Here is a 20,026-nt window from a genome sequence, read left to right as displayed (position 1 = left end):
TACTCGGGCCAGCTCCAGGGATGTCTGAACAAGGGTTTCGTGCTGCAGTCCATCGCAGCGGTCGAGTGCGCTCAATCGTTCAACAGGCTCCACCGGGATTGGGTTGCGTGTTCAAGCGTTCTGCTGGACGACATCCATCAACCTTGGGAGGGGTCATGCTGGAACAACACGGTTTGACGCTGGCGCTGATCTGCGCCGGCGTGGCGATCATCTACGGCGTGGTGGCAGCGCGCTGGATCCTGAAACAGCCTGCGGGCAACGCCCGCATGCAGGAAATCGCGGCGGCCGTGCAGGAAGGCGCCAGCGCCTACCTCAACCGCCAGTACACCACCATCGGCATCGCCGGCATCGTGCTGCTCGCGCTGATCGGCTTCTTCGTGTCGTGGGCCAGCGCCATCGGCTTCCTGATCGGCGCGGTGCTGTCCGGTGCCGCCGGCTACATCGGCATGAATGTCTCGGTCCGCGCCAACGTGCGCACGGCAGAGGCCGCCACCAAGGGCATGAGCGCGGCGATGGACGTGGCCTTCAAGGGCGGCGCCATCACCGGCATGCTGGTCGTCGGCCTGGGCCTGCTGGGCGTGGCCGGCTACTACGCCGTGCTTCATCTGCATCTCGGCTACGGCACCGCCGATGCGCTGCACGCGCTGGTCGGCCTAGCGTTCGGCTCCTCGCTGATCTCGATCTTCGCGCGCCTGGGCGGCGGCATCTTCACCAAGGGTGCCGACGTCGGTGCGGACCTGGTGGGCAAGGTGGAAGCCGGCATTCCCGAAGACGACCCGCGCAACCCGGCGGTGATCGCCGACAACGTGGGCGACAACGTCGGCGACTGCGCCGGCATGGCGGCCGACCTGTTCGAAACCTATGCGGTCACCATCATCGCGACGATGCTGCTGGGCAGCCTGATGATGGCGCAGGCGGGCGAACACGCGGTGCTCTACCCGCTGGTACTCGGCGGCGTATCGATCATCGCCTCGATCATCGGCGCGATGTTCGTCAAGGTGAAGGCCGGCGGCTCGATCATGGGCGCGCTCTACAAGGGCGTCATCGTGTCGGGCGTGCTGGCCGCCATCGCGTTCTATCCGATCACCACGCAGCTGATGGCGGATTCGTCCTATGGGGCGATGAACCTCTACTTCTGCGCGCTGGTCGGCCTGGTGCTGACCGGGGTGATCGTGTGGATCACCGAGTACTACACCGGCACCCAGTACGCGCCGGTGAAGCACGTCGCCGCGGCATCCACGACGGGTCACGGCACCAACATCATCGCGGGCCTCGGCGTGTCGATGCGCTCGACCGCGTGGCCGGTGGTGGCGGTGTGCATCGCGATCCTCGGCGCCTACGCGCTGGGCGGCCTGTACGGCATCGCCATCGCGGCGACCGCGATGCTGTCGATGGCCGGCATGATCGTCGCGCTGGACGCGTACGGCCCGATTACCGACAACGCCGGCGGCATCGCGGAAATGGCGGAACTGCCGCCGGAGATCCGTAACATCACCGATCCGCTGGACGCCGTGGGCAACACCACCAAGGCGGTGACCAAGGGCTATGCGATCGGATCCGCCGCGCTGGCGGCGCTGGTGCTGTTCGCCGACTACACGCACAACCTGCAGACCGCACATCCGGGGACGGTGTTCACCTTCGACCTGTCCAACCATCTGGTGATCGTCGGCCTGCTGATCGGCGGCCTGATTCCCTACCTGTTCGGCGCGATGGCGATGGAAGCCGTCGGGCGCGCGGCAGGCAGCGTGGTGGAGGAAGTGCGGCGCCAGTTCCGCGAGATCCCCGGGATCATGGCCGGCACCGCCAAGCCGGACTACAGCAAGGCCGTCGACATGCTGACCAAGTCGGCAATCAAGGAAATGGTGGTGCCTTCGCTGCTTCCCGTCGTGGTGCCGATCATCGTGGGCCTGCTGCTGGGCCCGCAGGCGCTCGGCGGCCTGCTGATCGGCACCATCGTCACCGGACTGTTCGTGGCCATCTCGATGACCACCGGCGGCGGCGCGTGGGACAACGCCAAGAAGTACATCGAGGACGGCCATCACGGCGGCAAGGGCAGCGAAGCGCACAAGGCCGCGGTCACCGGCGACACCGTGGGCGATCCCTACAAGGACACGGCCGGCCCGGCGATCAACCCGCTGATCAAGATCATCAACATCGTCGCGCTGCTGCTGGTGCCGGTGCTGCCGGTCAATGGATGGCTGGGCAGTGCCGCGCCGGCGGAGGCCGCCTCCCACGTTGCCGCTGCGGCCGATCACGTCGTCGACGGACGCCGCGCCCGCATCCTGTTCGACAGCGGCTCCGCGGTGGTGCCCTCGGACACCACCGCACGGATGGCGGGCGTGCTGGGGACGCTGGGCGCGGATCCTGACAGCACGGTGCGCGTCTCGGGCTTCCACGATGCCAGCGGCGATGCCGCCGCCAACGAAGCGCTGGCGAAGCAGCGCGCCGAGGCCATCCAGCAGTGGCTGGTGGTCAACGGCGTGGCGGCGGAACGCATCTCGCTGGACAAGCCCGCGCAGACTACCGGCAGCGGCGACGCGGATGAGGCGCGCCGCGTGGATGTACGGGTGGAGTAAGCGTACGCACGATGCGTCAGAACAAGGGCGGCCATTGGCCGCCCTTGTTCCATCCAATGCGGGAGCGACGTGAGTCGCGAGCGTTCGCTATCGGCCTCCGTGAAACTTGCCTCCAGAGATACGCAAAACAGCGCCCGCCTTCCACAGCCTCAGCTGGACTTACGAATGTGCGGGCCGTGCGTTCGCGACTCACGTCGCTCCCACGACAGCCACAGCACTCCCGATGGATCACGACGTCGGCTGCAGTGCCACCACGCGCACGTCGACATCCTTGCAGGCGGCGTCCTGGCAGATGCCATTCACCCAGGCCTCGCCGTTGCCGAACATCACGCCCTTGTAGTTGACCATCAGCTGCGAATACTTCTGCCGCTTGATCGTGTCGGCGATGGCCGGGGTCATGATGCGGTCGTACTCGCGCACGAAGGCGGCGGCATCGGCAACCTTCAACGACTCGCCGTCGCGAACGGTGACGAACGGGTAGGCCACCAACGCCGCGACGGCCTCGGTGTCGTTCGCCGTCACGGCCTGCTGCAATTGCCGGATCACCGTCTCGTAGCGGGCGTGATCGCCCAGCACTTCGTCGATGGCCTGGTTGACTGCGCGCGGATCATCGACGGCCTCGCCTTCCGATGGGCCGGCGGCAGGAGCGGTGGGCGCTGCGTCTGCGGCAGCTGCGGCTGGCGCCGTATCGGCAGCGGAAGCGGCGGTATCAGGCGTGGCCGGCGCGCAAGCCGCCAGCCACAACACCGCGAGCGCGGCGATCGGTGTCTTCATCGTGCGGATTCCTGGTCAGGTGGAGACGCGGTGCGGACGTCCATCCATGGCGGACAACCCAACTCCGGCGATGCGGGCCCATCCTAGCCAGCCCTGCGCCGGCTTGCGTTCGGGAATCGTTAGGCCACACGTTTCCCCTCGCTCCCATCTGGGCGGCAAGCCACTGTCGTTGCCGTCGTCCCGCGTGCGCGGGACGACGGCAACGGCTCAACTCAGCACGTCAGCCAATACCTTGCGCCCGACCGCCGCGGCGGCTTCCACTTCGGGTGCCGTCTCGGCGGCCGCACGCGCTTCGGCCTGCTGCTGCAGGTATACCGGGCAGTGCTGCATCATGTAGTCGACGTCGAACTTCATGCGCTCGACCAGGAAGTCGACGAACGCACGCACCTTCGGCGACTGCACGTGGCCACGCGGGAACACGGCATTGAACTCGTATTCCGGCCCCGTCCATCCCGCCAGCACGCGCTGCAGGTGGCCCTGCTCGAGATACGGCTTGACCATCACGTCGGCGCCCAGCATCAGCCCTTCGCCGCACAGCAAGGCGCCCTTCAGCGCCGCGGGATCGTTGGCCACCAGGATGGGATTGATCGGATAGTCGTGCTCGCCCTCGGCGCCGTGCAGGGTCATCGCCCAGCCGTTGCCGCGACGATGCTTCTGCATCGCCAGCACGCGATGGTGCTGCAGATCGTCCGGGTGCAGGGGCTCGCCGTAACGCGCCAGGTACTTCGGGCTGGCATACACCTGCGTGCGCAGCGTGCTGAGGCGGCGCGCGACGAGGTTGGAATCCGGCAGGCTGCCGATCCGAAGCGCTACGTCGATCTCGCCGGAGATCAGGTCCAGGGTGTCGTTGGCGAGCAGCATCTCCACGCGGATCTCGGGGTATTGCGCATGGAACTCGCCGAGCAGCGGCGCGATCTTGTCGATGCCGATCGAATACGGCGCGGTGAACCGCAACCAGCCGCGAGGACCGGCGTGCAGCTGGCCCACCGCACTGGCGGCTTCGTTCAATTCGCGCGCGATGCGCTGGCAGTGTTCGTAGTAGACGTTGCCGGCTTCGGTCAGGCCGAGCTTGCGCGTGGTCCGGTGCAGCAGTTGCGCGCCGAGGCGCGTCTCCAGTTCCTGCACCTTGCGGCTGACCGTGGTCTTGGGGAGGCGCAGCACGTTGGCAGCCGCAATGAAGCTGCCCTGCTCCACCACCTTGACGAAGATCAGGGTGTCGTTGAGATCGTGGGTCATCGAGAGACTCCGGTAGGCGATGGGCGAATTGGCCCGCTGACGGGATGATTATTCCCCTAAATCAGGACTAATCAAGTCCTCATTGGCGGCGTAACGTGGCGTCCATCGTCCTCCACCGGGTATCGTCCCCATGCTGTTCGCCCGCCTCTTCCAATCGCTGGAACACCGTGAAGACGTCTCGGAATCCCCGTACCCTCGGGCTTTCCGTCGTAGCAAAAGCCTTCTGTTACAGGACATTTCCGGTCATGTCGCCGCGCCGCGCTCCCAGCGGGGCGGCACGGTGGGAGGTGGCCGTCGGATCGGCAAGGTGATGTCGGCTTCCGGGATTATCCCGATCACGGGAGGATTCATCCCATGAGCGGGACACTTGCCCGACGTGCGCCGACGAGCGGCACCCCCTGCGAAGCGTCGGTCGCATTGCGGCTGGCGACCTGCCACGCCTTCGTCGCCCCCAGGGGCGATGACGCGCAGGATCAGGCAATCGCAAAGCAGGATCCGGATATCGCGGCCACGACGATGCTGGCCACACTGGCCGCCATGCCCGTTTCCTTCCCGAATGCCGCCATGCGTTGGCTGCGTGCCGTTGCACGTGCGCTGGTCGCGCGCCTCCACGCGCCGGCCGATCCGTCGACGCCCTCCCCCACGACGGGTCGGCCGGTGGCACGCCTGCCGCTGGATGGCCAGCGCGCCGGCTTCCGCGAATTCACCCTGCCGCGTCCGCAGGCGGATGACGTGCGGCAACGCCTGCAGGTGAAATCGGCGGGCGTGAGCGGGCGCATTGCGGCACCGCTCACGCGGAGCGCGCGGTGAGCGCCATGACGGACACGCTGACCCCGGGCGCGCTCGTGATGGGCGCCAGCGGCAACGTCGGCTTCGGCGTGGTCGGCGCGTTGCTGGAGGCCGGCAGCCCGGTGCTGGCGGTGGGCCGCGAAGGCCCGCGCATGAGCGCGCTGGCCGAGCACTTCGAGGACGAGCCGGGACTGCAGCTGCTGTATTCGCCCTGCGTGCACGACGATCGCGGCGCCGCGCGCCTGGCCGACGAAATACGCGAACGTGGCCGCCCCCTGCGCGCCGTGTTCGCGAGCATGGGCACGCCGCTGCAGAGCGGGCGCCTGCTCGACCGTCCGGCGTCGTTCCTGCTGGAGAAGCTGGAGGCCGATCTCATCCCGCACCTGGCCGCCGCCCGCCACCTGATTCCGCTGCTCTCCGAAAGCCAGACCGCCGCGAACTACGTGCTGATCGGCGGTCCCTACGCGGAGCGCGGCTGGTCCGGCTACGGCCACGCCTCGGTGACCGGTGCGGCGGTGCGCATGCTGACCCAGGTGCTGCATGAGGAAGCGCAGACCCTGGGCGTACGCGTGCAGCTGCTGTCGGTCGACAAGCCGGTGTGCACGCCGGAGAACGCGATCAACGCCTGCGCGGAATGGCCGGATGCGCTGGCGGTCGGACGCAGTGCCGTCGCGCTGTTGGCGCGTGGCGGGCGTGCCACGCAGTCCATCGTCACCTGGTCCGCGCAGGACGCGAAGCCGCCGGCGCAGACGCTCGCGCGCGACTTCGAAGACGCGCTGTGGGCGGTGGCCGGCGCTCCACGCAATGGCCGCGCCTCCGCCTGAGCGTCACGCCATCGAGCCCTCGCCCGTCCCTGCCATGCCGACCCCGATCCACGCTTGACCTCAACCTGACTTCAGGTCGCACCCTTCCCGCCCGATTCCTCCTCTCCCCCAAAGAGACCACCACCCATGAACACGCCTTCCCCTTCTTCTACGCGTACGCAGCGCCTGCTCGCGCTCGCCGCCTTCAGTGCCCTCGCCCTCGCCGTGCTGGCCGGTTGCAGTGGCCAGGCCGCCGAACAGGGCGCGCCGCCACCGCCAGAGGTCAGCGTGGCGGCCGTCCCGGTCAAGTCGATCAGCCAGTGGGACGAATTCAGCGGCCGCGTCGAAGCCATCGAACACGTCGACCTGCGCCCGCGCGTCTCGGGGTACATCGACCGCGTCAACTACACCGAAGGCCAGGAAGTGAAGAAGGGCGACGTACTCTTCACCATCGACGCGCGCAGTTATCGCGCCGAACTGGCGCGCGCGCAGGCCGAACTCGCACGCGCCCGCACCCAGGCCGACCTCGGCCGCAGCGAAGCGGCGCGCGCCAAGCGCCTGGCCGACGTGCAGGCGTTGTCGACCGAAGAGTACGAGCAGCGCCGCGCAAATGCCGACCAGGCACAGGCGAACGTCGCCGCCGCCCAGGCTGCCGTGGAAAGCGCCCGGCTCAATCTGGAATGGACCCAGGTGCGCGCTCCCATCGATGGTCGCGCCGGCCGCGCGCTGGTCACCGCCGGCAACCTGGTCAGCGCGGGCGACGCCGCCAGCGTGCTGACCACGGTCGTTTCACTGGACAAGGTGCACGTGCACTTCGATGCCGACGAACGCGCCTTCCTTCGCTATGCCGAGATGGCCCGCAAGGGCGAACGTCCCAGCGAGCGCGACGGCAAGGTGCCGGTGCAGGTGGCGCTGGCCGACGAAACCGACTTCCCGCATGCGGGCGTGGTCGACTTCCTCGACAACCAGGTCGACCGCAGCACAGGCACCATCCGCGCCCGCGCGCTGCTCGACAATGCCGACCGCACGTTCACGCCGGGCCTGTACGCCCGCGTTCGCCTGCTCGGCAGCGGCGAGTTCAAGGCCGCGCTGGTCGACGACAAGGCCGTCCTGACCGACCAGGACCGCAAGTACGTCTACGTGGTCGACAAGGAAGGCAAGGCGCAGCGCCGCGACGTGAAGATCGGCCGCATGGCCGATGGCCTGCGCATCGTCGAACAGGGCCTGGCCGCCGGCGACAAGGTGATCGTCAGCGGCGTGCAGAAGGTTTTCTTCCCCGGCATGCCGGTGCAGGCCAAGGCGGTGGCGATGGGCGCAGCGCAGGCGCCCGCCACGACCGTGGCCATGAAGTAACCGCATCACCCGCGCAGGCGGATCCGGGTCGCCCACGGGTGCGCGGATCCGCTGACATGCCGCGTCGAACCGCCGTTTCCGACCACCGCCCCTCGGCGGTGGCCAGCCCCTTGCATCTTCATTTCCAGGAAATCCACCCATGGACTTCTCCCGTTTCTTCATCGACCGGCCGATCTTCGCCGCCGTGCTGTCGATCGTGATCTTCGCCGCCGGCCTGATCTCGATTCCGCTGCTGCCGATCGGCGAGTACCCCGAAGTGGTGCCGCCGTCGGTCGTCGTGCGCACGGTGTATCCGGGCGCCAACCCCAAGGTCATCGCCGAGACCGTCGCCACGCCGCTCGAGGAAGCGATCAACGGCGTCGAGGACATGATGTACATCAAGTCCGTCGCCGGCTCCGACGGCGTGCTCTCGCTGACCGTGACCTTCAAGCCGGGCACCGATCCGGACGAGGCCGCCGTGCGCGTGCAGAACCGCGTGGCCCAGGCGCAGGCGCGCCTGCCCGAGGACGTGCGTCGGCAAGGCGTCACCACCCAGAAGCAGTCGCCCGTGTTCCTGATGGTCGTGCACCTGACCTCGAAGGACGGCAAGTACGATTCGCTGTACCTGCGCAACTACATGCGCCTGCACGTCAAGGATGAGCTGGCGCGCATCCAGGGCGTCGGCGATGCGCAGCAGTTCGGTGGCGGCGACTACGCGATGCGCCTGTGGCTGGACCCGGACAAGGTGGCCGCACGCGGCATGACCGCCGGCGACGTGCTGCGCGCCGTCCGCGAGCAGAACGTGCAGGTGTCGGCCGGCCAGCTCGGCGCCGAGCCGATGCCGAACGGCAGCGACTTCCTGCTGCCGATCAATGCCAAGGGCCGCCTGGAAACCGTCGAGGAATTCGGCAACATCGTGCTGAAGAGCGGCACGGATGGCGAGATCGTGCGCCTGGCCGACGTGGCCCGCATCGAGCTGGCCGCCGGCGACTACACGCTGCGCGCGCGCTTGGACGGCAAGAACGCCTCGGCGATCGGCATCTTCCAGGCCCCCGGTGCCAACGCGCTGGAAATCCGCGACGCGGTGGTCGCCAAGATGGACGAGATCCGCCCGACGTTGCCGCCGGGCGTCGAGATCCAGTCGATCTACGACACCACCATCTTCGTCCGCGACTCCATCAAGTCGGTGGTCATGACCCTGCTGGAAGCCACCCTGCTGGTGGTGCTGGTGGTGATCCTGTTCTTGCAGACCTGGCGTGCGTCGATCATCCCGCTGCTGGCGGTGCCGGTGTCGGTGGTCGGTACGTTCGCGGTGCTGTATGTGCTGGGCTACTCGATCAATACGCTGACCCTGTTCGGCCTGGTGCTGGCCATCGGCATCGTGGTGGACGACGCCATCGTGGTGGTGGAGAACGTCGAGCGCCACATCGAACTCGGCGCCACGCCGCTGGAAGCGGCCCACCTGGCGATGAAGGAAGTCTCCGGCCCGATCATCGCCATCGCGCTGGTGCTGTGTGCGGTGTTCGTGCCGATGGCCTTCCTGACCGGCGTCACCGGCCAGTTCTACAAGCAGTTCGCCGTCACCATCGCCATCTCCACGGTGATCTCGGCGATCAACTCGCTGACCCTGTCGCCGGCGCTGGCCGCCAAGCTGCTGAAGTCGCACCACGCGCCGAAGGATGGCCCGTCGCGACTGATCGACCGCCTGTTCGGCTGGCTGTTCCGTCCGTTCAACCGTTTCTTCAACCGCAGCTCGGAACGTTACGAGGGCGCAGTCTCCCGCAGCCTCGGCCGTCGCGGCGCCGTGTTCCTGGTCTACGCCGTGCTGCTGGTCGGTGCGGGCGTGATGTTCAAGGCGGTACCGGCAGGCTTCATCCCGGTCCAGGACAAGCTGTACGTGATCGCCGGCGTGAAGATGCCGGAAGGCGCCTCGATCGAACGCACCGATACCGTGCTGAAGAAGATGGCGGCCCTCGCCAACGAGGTCGACGGCGTCGCCAGCGAGATCGCGTTCCCGGGCCTCAACCCGCTGCAGTTCACCAACACGCCCAACAATGGCGTGATCTTCTTCACCCTCGACCCCTTCAATGAACGCTCGCGTTCGGCCGAGGAGATCACCGCCGAACTCAACCAGAAGTTTTCGACCATCCAGGAAGGCTTCACCTTCGCCTTCATGCCGCCGCCCATCCAGGGCCTGGGCAACGGCTCCGGCTGGTCGCTCTTCATCGAGGACCGTACGCGGCTGGGTTACGGCGAACTGCAGAATGCCGTCCAGGCGTTCCAGGGAGCGGCATCGCAGACGCCGGGCCTGGGCTTCCCGATCAGCAGCTACCAGGCCAACGTGCCGCAGCTGGATGCCGACGTCGACCGCGTGAAGGCGAAGGCGCAGGGCGTGCCGTTGACCGAGTTGTTCGACACGCTGCAGACCTACCTGGGTTCGGCCTACGTCAACGACTTCAACATGTTCGGCCGCACGTGGCAGGTGATCGCACAGGCCGATGGTCCGTTCCGCGACAACGTCGAGGACATCGCCAACCTGCGCACGCGCAACGCCAACGGTGAAATGGTGCCAATCGGCAGCATGGTCAGCGTCAAGCAGACCTATGGCCCGGACCCGGTGATCCGTTTCAACGGCTATCCGGCCGCCGACCTGCTGGGCGACGCCGACCCGCGCGTGCTGTCGTCGGGCGAAGCGATGGCCAAGGTTACCGAGCTGGCCCAGCAAGTGCTGCCGACCGGCATGGGCATCGGCTGGAGCGATCTCAGCTACCAGCAGATGACGCAGGGTGGCGCGGCGCTGGTGGTGTTCCCGCTGGCCGTGCTGTTGGCCTTCCTGGTGCTGGCCGCGCTGTACGAAAGCTGGACGCTGCCGCTGGCTGTGATCCTGATCGTGCCGATGACGCTGCTGTCCGCCCTGTTCGGCGTGTGGCTGGCCGGTGGCGACAACAACGTGTTCGTGCAGGTGGGCCTGGTGGTGCTGATGGGCCTGGCGTGCAAGAACGCGATCCTGATCGTGGAGTTCGCCCGCGAACTCGAAATGCAGGGACGCGGCATCGTCGAAGCGGCCCTGGAAGCCAGCCGCCTGCGCCTGCGCCCGATCGTGATGACGTCGGTGGCCTTCATCGCCGGCACCGTCCCGCTGGTATTGTCCAGTGGCGCCGGCGCCGAGGTGCGCTCGATCACGGGCATCACGGTCTTCGCCGGCATGGTCGGCGTCACCCTGTTCGGTCTGTTCCTGACCCCGGTGTTCTACGTGGCCCTGCGCAAGCTCGCCAACCGCCCACTGGTGTCCCACGCCCCCGTCGCCGACACGGCGACGACACATCACTGATTGAATTCCCCCACCCAACGAGGTCACACCATGAACACGTCTTCCAAGATCGCGCTGGTCACCGGCGCCACCCGCGGCATCGGCCGTGAAACCGTCCGTCAGCTGGCCGAAGCCGGCGTGCACACGATCCTTGCCGGCCGCAACCGCGACAAGGCCGTCGAAGCGGCGCTGGAACTGCAGTCGCAGGGCCTGCCGGTCGAGGCCATCGCGCTCGACGTCACCGACGCGGCCAGCATCGCGTCCGCCGTCAAGGAGGTCGAGCAGCGCCACGGCAAGCTCGACATCCTGGTCAACAACGCCGGCATCCTGGTCGACGACGCCACCCTGGGCGTCTCCGGCCAGTCGCTGGCCACGTGGCGCACCACGTTCGACACCAACGTGTTCGGCCTGATCGAAACCACGCAGGCGTTCCTGCCGTTGCTGCGCAAGTCCGATGCGGGCCGCATCGTCAACGTGTCCAGCCTGCTGGGCTCGCTGTCCGAGCACCAGAACCCCGGGTCCTTCATCTACGAGTTCAAGGGCGTGCCGGCGTACAACGTCTCCAAGAGCGCGGTCAACGCGTGGACCATCCACCTGGCGCACGAACTGAAGGACACCGGCATCAAGGTCAACACCATCCATCCGGGTTACGTGCAGACCGAAATGAACAAGTCCGGCGACCAGCAGAATGGCGAGCTGTCCGTGCCGGACGGGGCGCGCACCAGCGTGCAACTCGCGCTGATCGGCAACGACGGCCCGACCGGTGGCTATTACTACTTCGACCAGATGCTGCCATGGTGATCCGTCCGCTCGTCATCGCCGTCGCATCGGTGGTGCTGGCCGGTTGCGTCACCGTGGGTCCGGACTACGTGGCCCCGCAGACGGCACCCGCGGCGCTGCAGCAGGCGGGCGCCGTCGACTACGTGGCCGACCATCCGGTCGCCACGTGGTGGAGCCAGTTCGACGATCCGGTGCTCGACCAGCTGGTGCGCGAAGCGCTGATCGCCAACCTTGACGTGCGCATCGCGGTTTCCCGTGTCAACGAGGCCCGCGCGGTGTTCTCCGAACGCCGCCTGGACCTCGCGCCGCACGTCACGATGGGCGTCGAAGGCACCCGCACCAAGCAGCCGGTGGAAGGCCAGGGCCGCGTGGAGACCGACAGCTACTCGGCCGGCTTCGATGCGGCCTGGGAACTGGACCTGTTCGGCCGCGTGCGCCGCAGCGCCGAGGCCGCGCATGCGGACCTGCAGGCGCAGCGCAACGACCTGCAGGCGATGCAGGTGACGGTGGCCGCGGAAGTGGCGCGCAACTATTTCGAGTTGCGCGGCACGCAGCAGCGACTGGACGTGGCGCGTCGCATCCTGAAGACGCTGGGAGAAACGCAGCGCCTGACCGAGTCGCGCTTCGACCTGGGCGCCGGCAGCCAGCTGGAAGTACAGAGCAGCCTGGCCCGCGTGCGCGCGGTCGAAGCCGATGTCCCCCTGCTGGAAGCCGTCGAGGGCCAGTCGCGCCACCGGTTGGCCGTACTGGCGGGCAAGCGCCCCGGCGAGCTGGATGCCCTGCTTGCGCCGCGTCCCGCACCGGCCTTCGCCAAGGCCCTGCCGATCGGCGACACCACCGAGTTGTTGCGCCAGCGACCGGACGTGCGCGCGGCGGAGCGTCGCCTGGCGGCCGCGACCGCACGCGTCGGCGTCGCCACGGCGGATCTGTTCCCGCGGGTCAGCCTGCGTGGCTTCATCGGCTTCCTGTCCGGGGGCTGGGGCAACCTGGTCAACGGCGACAACCGCGCGTGGCAGGTCACGCCATCGATCAGCTGGGCTGCGTTCGACATGGGCAGCGTGCGTGCGCGGTTGCGCGCGAGCGAAGCACAGGCGGACGGCGTGGCGGCCCAGTACGAGAAGGCGGTGCTGGGCGCGCTGGAGGAAACGGAAAATGCCCTGCTCTCCTACGCCAAGCAGCAGGCGCAGCTGAAACTCAGGCTGGAACAATCCGTTGCCGCGCGCCGTGCGGCGGAGCTGGCCGAAGTCCGGTATCGTGCCGGCTCGTCGGATTTCCTGACGCTGCTGGATGCCCAGCGCACGCAGCTCGCCGCGGACGATGCGCTTGCGCAGGCCGAGGCCGGCGTCAACGTCGGGGTGGTGGCCATCTACAAGTCGCTGGGCGGCTGGGGGGAACAGGACGTCGTGCCTGCCCTGGCCGCACAGCCCTGAGCCGACCGTCACGCCGCCTCTCCGATAATCACGCGAACGCCGCGCCCCCGGCGCGGCCCCCTATCCCCCTCCGAGTGTCATCCGTGTCCGTTCCGCATCGTCGCGTCCCGCACCCTGCTTCGCCCGCCCCCTCCCTCCTCCCACTGTCCGTGCGCCGGCTGGCGCTCGCCGCGCTGCTGGCGCTGCCCGTGGCACCGGCCTTCGCGGCCGAGCCGCGCAGCGCGTGGTACGTGCAGGGCGGTATGGCCGAGGACGCACAATCGCTGACGGTCGGCATGAGCCGCGATTGGCGCTGGGAGAAGCAGTACCGCTACGGCCACATCAGTGGCCAGTGGCAGGGCGAAGCCGCGCGCTGGCACAGCGACAGCCAGAACAGCACGCAACTGGGCGTGACCCCGGCCCTGCGCTGGCGCCCGAACGGATGGGACCACGGCTGGTTCGTCGAAGGCGGCATCGGCGTCAACGTCATCTTCCCCAAGTACGACACGCGGAAGAAGGAATTCAGCACCACCTTCAACTTCGGCGACCACATCGCGATCGGCAAGCGCTTCGGCGCCGACCAGCAGCACGAGTGGTCGCTGCGCTTCCAGCATTTCTCCAACGGCCGGATCAGGAATCCGAACCCGGGCGAGAACTTCCTGCAGTTCCGCTACACGCAGCGGTTCTGAGGGCCACGGAGCCAGCTGTGGGAGCGACGTAAGTCGCGATCGCGAGACGCACGTATCACCCATCCTTCCGGCGCGACCAATCGCGACTTACGTCGCTCCCACAAATGCCGCCCCCGCCTCGATGCGACCTACTTCAGCGGCGCCGCCACGATCAGCGGCGACAGGTCGTACCCCATGGCCTCGGCTTTCGCCTTGAGCTGTTCGAACTGAGTACGGTCCATCGACGGCCCGCGCGACAGGATCCATAGGTACTTGCGGTCCGGTTCGCCGACCATCGCCCACTGGTAGTCCGGATCGAGCGCGATCACCCAGTAGTCGGCCCACACCATGGGCAGCCACGACAGCCATCCGGGCGCGAAGCGCACCTCCAGCCTGCCGGGATGGCCCTCGACCGGACGTGCCTCCCCGGTCGACTGGTCCATGCTGCCGTCCTTCGTGCGGCATGCGTTCACCACGCTGATGGTGCCGGCCTTCTCGACGCCGTAACGCGCGGTAATGTCGCCCACGCACTGGCGCTGGAAGAACATGGGCAGGTGTGCGATCTCGTGCCATTGACCCGCATAGCGGGCGATGTCGAGGTGCGGCACCGAGGTGACGGGTTCAGCGGCGTGCGCGGCGGTCATGCCGGCGGCCAGGCACAGGGCCAGCGCTGCGCGCGCGGCCAGGGAGCGATGTGTCATGCGGATGTCCCCTGTCGTGGGAAATGAGAGCGGCTTACGGCACATATAGAGAAGCGGATGCATCCTTCGCTGGGATGCACCCGCTTCGTGCCACACCAGTCGTGCGGAAAGGGATTACTTCGCAGCCAGGGTCAGGCCACTGGCGTCGACCTTCTTCACGCCCTTGATCTGCTTGGCAACGGCGATCGCCTTGTCCTTCTGCGCCTGGCTGGCGACAGCGCCGGACAGCATCACGGTGCCGTCGACGGTCTCGACCTTGATGTCCAGGCCCGACACGTTCTCGGTTGCCAGCAGATCGGCCTTCACCTTGGTGGTGATCCAGGTGTCGGTCACCGGCTGGTTGGAATCGTTCTTGGTGTTCTCTTCCGGCTCATTCGGCGGGTTGTCGGCCATGGCCTGCGCCGCGGAGAACAGCAGGGCGGCGGACAGCGCGGCGGCCAACATCGAGCGGGTTCGTGCATGGGTCATGATCGTCTCCTTGGTCGTGGTGCGGTCGCAGTGTCGGCGCCATCCCGTACAACACGCGTGAAAAACGCACGCGGATCCGGAAAGGTGTTGCGGGGGGTTCATGCTCGTGCACGTGAGGTCAACGCTCACCTTCGCTTACCATGCGCGCAGACACGGGAGCATCGCGCATGGGCACTCATCTGAATGTGGCGCTTGTCGGGTACGGCTTCGTCGGCAAGGTCTTTCATGCACCGCTGATCCACGCCACACCCGGTCTGCGGCTGCATGCCGTGGTATCGCGCGACGCCACCAAGGTGCATCGCGACTGGCCCGATGCGGTTGTCGTGGCAGACCCGCTGATGGCCTTTGCCGATCCGGCAGTGGACGTGGTGGTGATCGCATCGCCCAACGCGTCGCATGCGCCGCTCGCGATGGCTGCCCTGGGCGAAGGCAAGCACGTGGTGGTGGACAAGCCCTTCACGATCACGCTGCACGAAGCGCACGACGTGGTAGCGGCTGCATCGCGCGCCGGCCGCGTCGTCAGCGTGTTCCAGAACCGGCGCTGGGACGCGGACTTCCTGACCGTGCAGCGCCTGGTCGGCGACGGCACGCTTGGCCGCATCGCGGAATTCCATTCGCACTTCGACCGTTTCCGGCCCGTCGTGCAGGACCGCTGGCGCGAACACGACGCGCCCGGCGGCGGCCTCTGGTACGACCTGGGGCCGCACCTGATCGACCAGGCCCTCCAGCTGTTCGGCATGCCGGAAGCGATCTGCGTCGACATCGCCCGGCTGCGCGATGGCGCGCAAGCGCCGGATTACGTCCACGCGACGCTGCGCTACCCGACGCTGCGCGTGCACCTGCATGCGGGCACGCTGGTGGCCGGCAACGGCCTGCGCTTCGCCGTGCATGGCACGCGCGGCAGCTACCTCAAGCACGGCCTGGACGTGCAGGAAGACCAGCTGCGCGCGGGCGTGGTACCCGGCGCGCCGGGCTGGGGCGTGGACACGCGTGCGGGCGAACTCGTGCGTGAGCGCGACGGACGGCTCATCGCGGAAGTCGCCCATCCCGAGGCCGGCGACTATCGCCGCTACTACGCCGCGTTCCGCGATGCCGTCCTGCAGGGCACCGCACCGCCGGTAACGCCGCAGCAGGCGCTGGATGTCATGCGGCTGATCGAGCTGGGCGTGCGGAGCAGTGAGGAACGGCGCAGCCTTCCCGTGGACTGACCGCTTCTCTGTAGGAGCGACGTCAGTCGCGACCGCACGCCCGCCGCTCTGTGGAACGATCAAAATGCATGCGCAGGTGGTTCGCACGGAGAAAAGGCAACGACATGCGAGGTTTGCGGTCGCGACTCACGTCGCTCCTACAAAAAAGCAGAGCCCTCAGGCCACCGCCTGCCCGCGATAGGTCCGGTGATGCGCCATCGCCAGCATGGCGTTGTCTTCATGCGTATCGCCGTAGGCGTGGATGGCGGCGTAGGCCTGCGGGTCGCACAGCGCGCGCACGCGCCGCACCTTCTCCTCGCCGACGCATTGCGCCCCGGCATAGCCGGTGATGCGCCCATCGCGTTCGGCCAGCACCGAACACAGCAGTTCGACGCCCTGCGTGGCGCACCACGGCGCGAGATAGACATCCAGCCCACCCGACACCACGATGATGCGATCGCCGCGCTCGCGGTGCCACGCCAGTCGCGCCATCGCCTCCGGACGCAGCACGTCCGGCAGCACCTCGCGCGCGAAGGCGTCGCCCTGCGCACGCAGGCGCGAGGCGTCCACCCCGCGCAATCCCACCTGCACGATGCTGGCGCGGGTCGGATTGCCGGCCACCCAACCGCGCCGGTAGCCGAACACCACCGGCGCCAGCAGCACGCCGCCGACCAGCAGTCGTGGCCGCGCGACGGCGTAGCGCATGAAATCCGGAAACGTCTCGCGCGTGGTCAGCGTGCCGTCGAAGTCGAAAAGGGCCAGATCCATTGCGTCAGCCCTCCGCTTCCAGCAACCGCGCCCCGGGTCCGTCCTCGCCCAGTTCGTCCCATGGATTGCGCAGCGGGCAGGCCTTCAACGACAGACAGCCGCAGCCGATGCAGCCGTCGAGCTGGTCGCGCAGGCGGGTGAGGCTGGCGATGCGCGCATCGAGCGCGGCGTGCCAGCGCGCGGAGAGTTTCTTCCAGTCGGCGGCGTTCGGCGTGCGGGTCTCCGGCAGCGACGACAGCGCGGCCTGGATCTCCGCCAGCGGAATGCCGGTGCGCTGCGCCACCTTGATGACGGCCACGCGGCGCAGCACGTCGCGCGGATAGCGGCGCTGGTTGCCGGCATTGCGCCAGCTTTGGATCAGCCCCTTCGCCTCGTAGAAGTGCAGCGTGGACACCGCGACGCCCGCGCGCGCGGCCACCTGGCCGACGGTGAGTTCCGTTTCGATGGGCGGATGCTGCTTTCCAGGCATGGCAGATTGACCTCAAGAATGGTTGAGGTTCTAACCTGCCGCTCCCTCGCTTGGCAACCGTCACGATGCAAGATCCGCTTCATCTGGCCCTGCTGTACGGCAGCACGCGCGAAGGCCGCTTCTGCGACACCGTCGCCGACTGGTTGCGCACACAGCTGGCCCTGCGGCGCGACTACACCGTCGACGCCATCGATCCTGCCCTGCTCGATCTTCCGCACCGCCACGGCGGCGCACCGAGTGCCGACCTGGTGAATCTGCAACAACGCGTCTGGCGCGCCGACGCCTTCGTGGTGGTGGTGCCGGAGTACAATCACGGCTATCCATCCGCGTTGAAGTTCGTGATCGATTCGGTCCAGGCCCACTGGCAGGCCAAACCGGTCGCGTTCGTCGCCTATGGGGGCCACAGCGGCGGCGTCCGCGCGGCGGAACAGCTGCGGCAGGTGTTCTCCGGCCTGCATGCGGTGCCGGTCCGCGATGGCGTGTATTTCACCCAGGCGTGGGACCGCTTCGACACCGGAGGCAGGCCGCGCGACGGCGACGCCAGCGAACGCGCCGCACGCCGCATGCTGGACCAGCTCGCCTGGTACGGCCACGCGCTCCGCCAGGCGCGCGCGGCCTGGCCCTATCCCGCCGGCTGAGCCGGTACGTTTTCCCCGGCGCGCCGATGCGCGCCCACGATGGACCGACCCGATGTTCCGATTCTTCGAAACCCGCATCAATCCGTATCCGAAGGGCGAGCCGAGCACGCCGCCACGGAAGCTGCTGCCGTTCCTGCTGCACTATTCGCGGCCGCTGCTGCCGTGGCTGATCGCCATGTCGGTGCTGACCGGCGTGATCTCCGCACTGGAGATCACCTTCTTCGACTACATGGGCCAGCTGGTCGACTGGATGGGCAGCACCGGCCGCGACAGCTTCCTGCAGGTGCATGGCCAGAAGCTGCTGTGGATGGGCGTGCTGGTGCTGGTGGCCTACCCGCTGCTGGTGCTGGTGCAGTCGCTGATCATCCACCAGACCATCTTCGGCAACTACCCGATGATCGCCCGCTGGCTGTCGCACCGTTACCTGCTGCGGCAGAGCGTGGGCTTCTTCCAGGACGAGTTCGCCGGCCGCATTTCGCAGAAGGTCATGCAGACCGCGCTGTCGATCCGCGAGACGGTGATGAAGCTGATGGACGTGTTCGTCTACGTCGTCGTCTACTTCGTCGGCACCGTAGTGCTGGTGGCGCAGGCCGATGTGTGGCTGGTGCTGCCGCTGGTGGTCTGGCTGGTCAGCTACCTGCTGCTGGTGTTCCACTTCGTGCCGCGCCTGCAGAAGGTATCGATGGCGCAGTCGGACGCGCGCGCGCAGATGACCGGCCGCATCGTCGACAGCTATACCAACATCCAGACCATCAAGCTGTTCGCCCACACCATGCGCGAGCAGGACTACGCCCGCGGCGCCATGGACGAGTTCATGGTCACCGTGCACGCGCAGATGCGGCTGGTCACCCAGCTGACCGTCAGCCTGCACACGCTCAACGCGTTCCTGCTGGCGAGCGTGGCCGGTGTGGCGATCTGGGCCTGGCTGCAGTCGTCGATCTCGATGGGCGCGATCGCGGTGGCCATCGCCCTGGTGATGCGCATCCGCTCGATGTCTGACTGGATCCTGTGGGAAGTGGCCGGGCTGTTCGAGAACATCGGCACGGTCGAGGACGGCATGGGCACGCTGGCGCAGCCGCTGGCCATCGCCGACACCAAGGACGCGAAGGACCTGGACGTCGCGCATGGCGAGATCCGCTTCGATCACGTGACGTTCCACTACGGCCGCGAGGCCAAGGTGATCGACGACCTGTCGCTGGTCATCAAGCCCGGCGAGAAGGTCGGCATCGTCGGCCGCTCCGGTGCCGGCAAGTCGACGCTGGTGAACCTGTTGCTGCGCTTCTACGACGTGGAAGGCGGCCGCATCCTGATCGACGGCCAGGACGTGGCGCATGTCACCCAGGAATCGCTGCGCCGGAACATCGGCATGGTCACCCAGGACACCTCGCTGCTGCACCGCTCGATCCGCGACAACATCCGCTACGGCCGCCCGGACGCCACCGAGGAGGAACTGCTGCAGGCCTCCGAGCGCGCGCACGCCGACGAATTCATCCGCGGGCTCACCGATGCCAAGGGCCGCAGCGGCTACGACACCCAGGTGGGCGAGCGCGGCGTGAAGCTCTCCGGCGGCCAGCGCCAGCGCGTGGCGATCGCGCGCGTGCTGCTGAAGGACGCGCCGATCCTGGTGCTGGACGAAGCGACCTCCGCGCTGGATTCGGAAGTCGAGGCCGCCATCCAGGAACAGCTCTACGCCCTGATGGAAGGCAAGACCGTCATCGCCATCGCGCACCGCCTGTCCACCATCGCCGTGCTCGACCGGTTGATCGTGATGGATGGCGGCCGGGTGATCGAAAGCGGCAGCCACGAGGAATTGCTGCAACAGGACGGCTTGTACGCGGCGTTGTGGCGCCGGCAGTCCGGAGGCTTCATCGGCGTGGATCTGGAAGACGTCGAGGCGTAATGCTTCATCCCTCACCTGGTGCAACGGGAAGGCGATCACATCCCCCTCTCCCCGTGAAACGGGGAGAGGGTGCCGAAGGCGGGTGAGGGGCGACGAAGCCAGTGGCATCGACGCGGCATCGCACCCTCCGACGTCGCCATGCCAAAGCGCAGTGCTTTCCCGGTCCGTCATCGCGCGCGCCCCTCATCCGGCCTCCGGCCACCTTCTCCCCGCCGCGC

17 protein-coding genes and 1 pseudogene are annotated in these 20,026 nt (G+C 67.7%); 12 read left to right on the top strand and 6 right to left on the bottom strand.

From position 1 onward, the window contains the following. Window positions 1-155: 155 nt before the first annotated feature. Both CYU89_RS17870 and CYU89_RS17865 read left to right on the top strand, forming a co-directional pair. Window positions 156-2,183 (top strand): annotated as a pseudogene (locus CYU89_RS17870) (sodium-translocating pyrophosphatase); the annotation flags it as partial. Next, complete coding sequence (locus CYU89_RS17865; protein ID WP_296282904.1) at window positions 2,172-2,576, top strand: OmpA family protein; 405 nt, start codon at window positions 2,172-2,174, stop codon at window positions 2,574-2,576. The pseudogene CYU89_RS17870 and the gene CYU89_RS17865, both read left to right, overlap by 12 nt. Before the next feature lie 228 nt (window positions 2,577-2,804). On the opposite strand, the gene CYU89_RS17860 is transcribed toward CYU89_RS17865, so the two are convergent. Beyond that, window positions 2,805-3,350, bottom strand: a complete 546-nt coding sequence (locus tag CYU89_RS17860) for a hypothetical protein (protein ID WP_296282884.1) — start codon at window positions 3,348-3,350, stop codon at window positions 2,805-2,807. 207 nt (window positions 3,351-3,557) lie between these two features. Beyond that, window positions 3,558-4,586 carry a LysR family transcriptional regulator gene (locus CYU89_RS17855; RefSeq protein WP_296282883.1) on the bottom strand — a complete coding sequence of 343 codons (1,029 nt, stop codon included), beginning with the start codon at window positions 4,584-4,586 and terminating at the stop codon, window positions 3,558-3,560. Between the two features lie 354 nt (window positions 4,587-4,940). On the opposite strand from CYU89_RS17855, the gene CYU89_RS17850 reads away from it, so the two are divergent. From CYU89_RS17850 to CYU89_RS17820, 7 genes are all read left to right on the top strand, one after another. After that, on the top strand, window positions 4,941-5,396 hold the full coding sequence (locus CYU89_RS17850) for a hypothetical protein (RefSeq protein ID WP_296282882.1): 456 nt from the start codon (window positions 4,941-4,943) through the stop codon (window positions 5,394-5,396). Between the two features lie 5 nt (window positions 5,397-5,401). Next, on the top strand, window positions 5,402-6,199 hold the full coding sequence (locus CYU89_RS17845) for an SDR family oxidoreductase (RefSeq protein WP_296282903.1): 798 nt from the start codon (window positions 5,402-5,404) through the stop codon (window positions 6,197-6,199). A 126-nt stretch (window positions 6,200-6,325) separates the two neighbouring features. Continuing rightward, complete coding sequence (locus CYU89_RS17840) at window positions 6,326-7,531, top strand: efflux RND transporter periplasmic adaptor subunit (RefSeq protein WP_296282881.1); 1,206 nt, start codon at window positions 6,326-6,328, stop codon at window positions 7,529-7,531. Between the two features lie 139 nt (window positions 7,532-7,670). Further along, window positions 7,671-10,841 (top strand): multidrug efflux RND transporter permease subunit, encoded by a 3,171-nt coding sequence (locus CYU89_RS17835; RefSeq protein ID WP_296282880.1) that lies wholly within the window; start codon window positions 7,671-7,673, stop codon window positions 10,839-10,841. 30 nt (window positions 10,842-10,871) lie between these two features. Next, a complete protein-coding gene (locus CYU89_RS17830; protein WP_296282879.1) occupies window positions 10,872-11,621 on the top strand; it encodes an SDR family oxidoreductase in 750 nt (249 codons plus the stop codon). Beyond that, on the top strand, window positions 11,615-13,030 hold the full coding sequence (locus tag CYU89_RS17825; RefSeq protein WP_296282878.1) for an efflux transporter outer membrane subunit: 1,416 nt from the start codon (window positions 11,615-11,617) through the stop codon (window positions 13,028-13,030). The genes CYU89_RS17830 and CYU89_RS17825 overlap by 7 nt, the downstream gene beginning before the upstream one ends. Before the next feature lie 149 nt (window positions 13,031-13,179). After that, complete coding sequence (locus CYU89_RS17820; RefSeq protein ID WP_296282877.1) at window positions 13,180-13,698, top strand: acyloxyacyl hydrolase; 519 nt, start codon at window positions 13,180-13,182, stop codon at window positions 13,696-13,698. A 128-nt stretch (window positions 13,699-13,826) separates the two neighbouring features. Here the strand turns inward: CYU89_RS17820 and CYU89_RS17815 are convergent, their stop codons facing one another. Together CYU89_RS17815 and CYU89_RS17810 are read right to left on the bottom strand one after the other, a co-directional pair. Next, window positions 13,827-14,321, bottom strand: a complete 495-nt coding sequence (locus CYU89_RS17815; protein ID WP_296282902.1) for a lipocalin family protein — start codon at window positions 14,319-14,321, stop codon at window positions 13,827-13,829. 171 nt (window positions 14,322-14,492) lie between these two features. Next, window positions 14,493-14,846 carry a BON domain-containing protein gene (locus CYU89_RS17810; RefSeq protein ID WP_296282876.1) on the bottom strand — a complete coding sequence of 118 codons (354 nt, stop codon included), beginning with the start codon at window positions 14,844-14,846 and terminating at the stop codon, window positions 14,493-14,495. A 167-nt stretch (window positions 14,847-15,013) separates the two neighbouring features. Here CYU89_RS17810 and CYU89_RS17805 point away from each other — a divergent pair, with 167 nt between their 5' ends. Continuing rightward, window positions 15,014-16,054 (top strand): oxidoreductase, encoded by a 1,041-nt coding sequence (locus CYU89_RS17805; RefSeq protein ID WP_296282875.1) that lies wholly within the window; start codon window positions 15,014-15,016, stop codon window positions 16,052-16,054. Between the two features lie 156 nt (window positions 16,055-16,210). On the opposite strand, the gene CYU89_RS17800 is transcribed toward CYU89_RS17805, so the two are convergent. Further along, window positions 16,211-16,801 (bottom strand): HAD family hydrolase, encoded by a 591-nt coding sequence (locus CYU89_RS17800; RefSeq protein WP_296282874.1) that lies wholly within the window; start codon window positions 16,799-16,801, stop codon window positions 16,211-16,213. Between the two features lie 4 nt (window positions 16,802-16,805). Next, a complete protein-coding gene (gene soxR, locus CYU89_RS17795; protein WP_296282873.1) occupies window positions 16,806-17,270 on the bottom strand; it encodes a redox-sensitive transcriptional activator SoxR in 465 nt (154 codons plus the stop codon). 65 nt (window positions 17,271-17,335) lie between these two features. On the opposite strand from soxR, the gene CYU89_RS17790 reads away from it, so the two are divergent. Further along, window positions 17,336-17,908: an NAD(P)H-dependent oxidoreductase gene (locus CYU89_RS17790; RefSeq protein ID WP_296282872.1), complete on the top strand. Its 573-nt coding sequence runs from the start codon at window positions 17,336-17,338 to the stop codon at window positions 17,906-17,908. A gap of 52 nt (window positions 17,909-17,960) precedes the next feature. Beyond that, window positions 17,961-19,808, top strand: coding sequence for an ABC transporter ATP-binding protein (locus tag CYU89_RS17785; protein WP_296282871.1), 1,848 nt, complete (start codon window positions 17,961-17,963; stop codon window positions 19,806-19,808). Window positions 19,809-20,026 lie beyond the last annotated feature (218 nt).

The sequence above is a fragment of the Pseudoxanthomonas sp. genome (assembly GCF_002863005.1).
GTDB lineage: Bacteria > Pseudomonadota > Gammaproteobacteria > Xanthomonadales > Xanthomonadaceae > Pseudoxanthomonas_A.
This window is presented reverse-complemented; position numbering and strand designations above follow the sequence as displayed.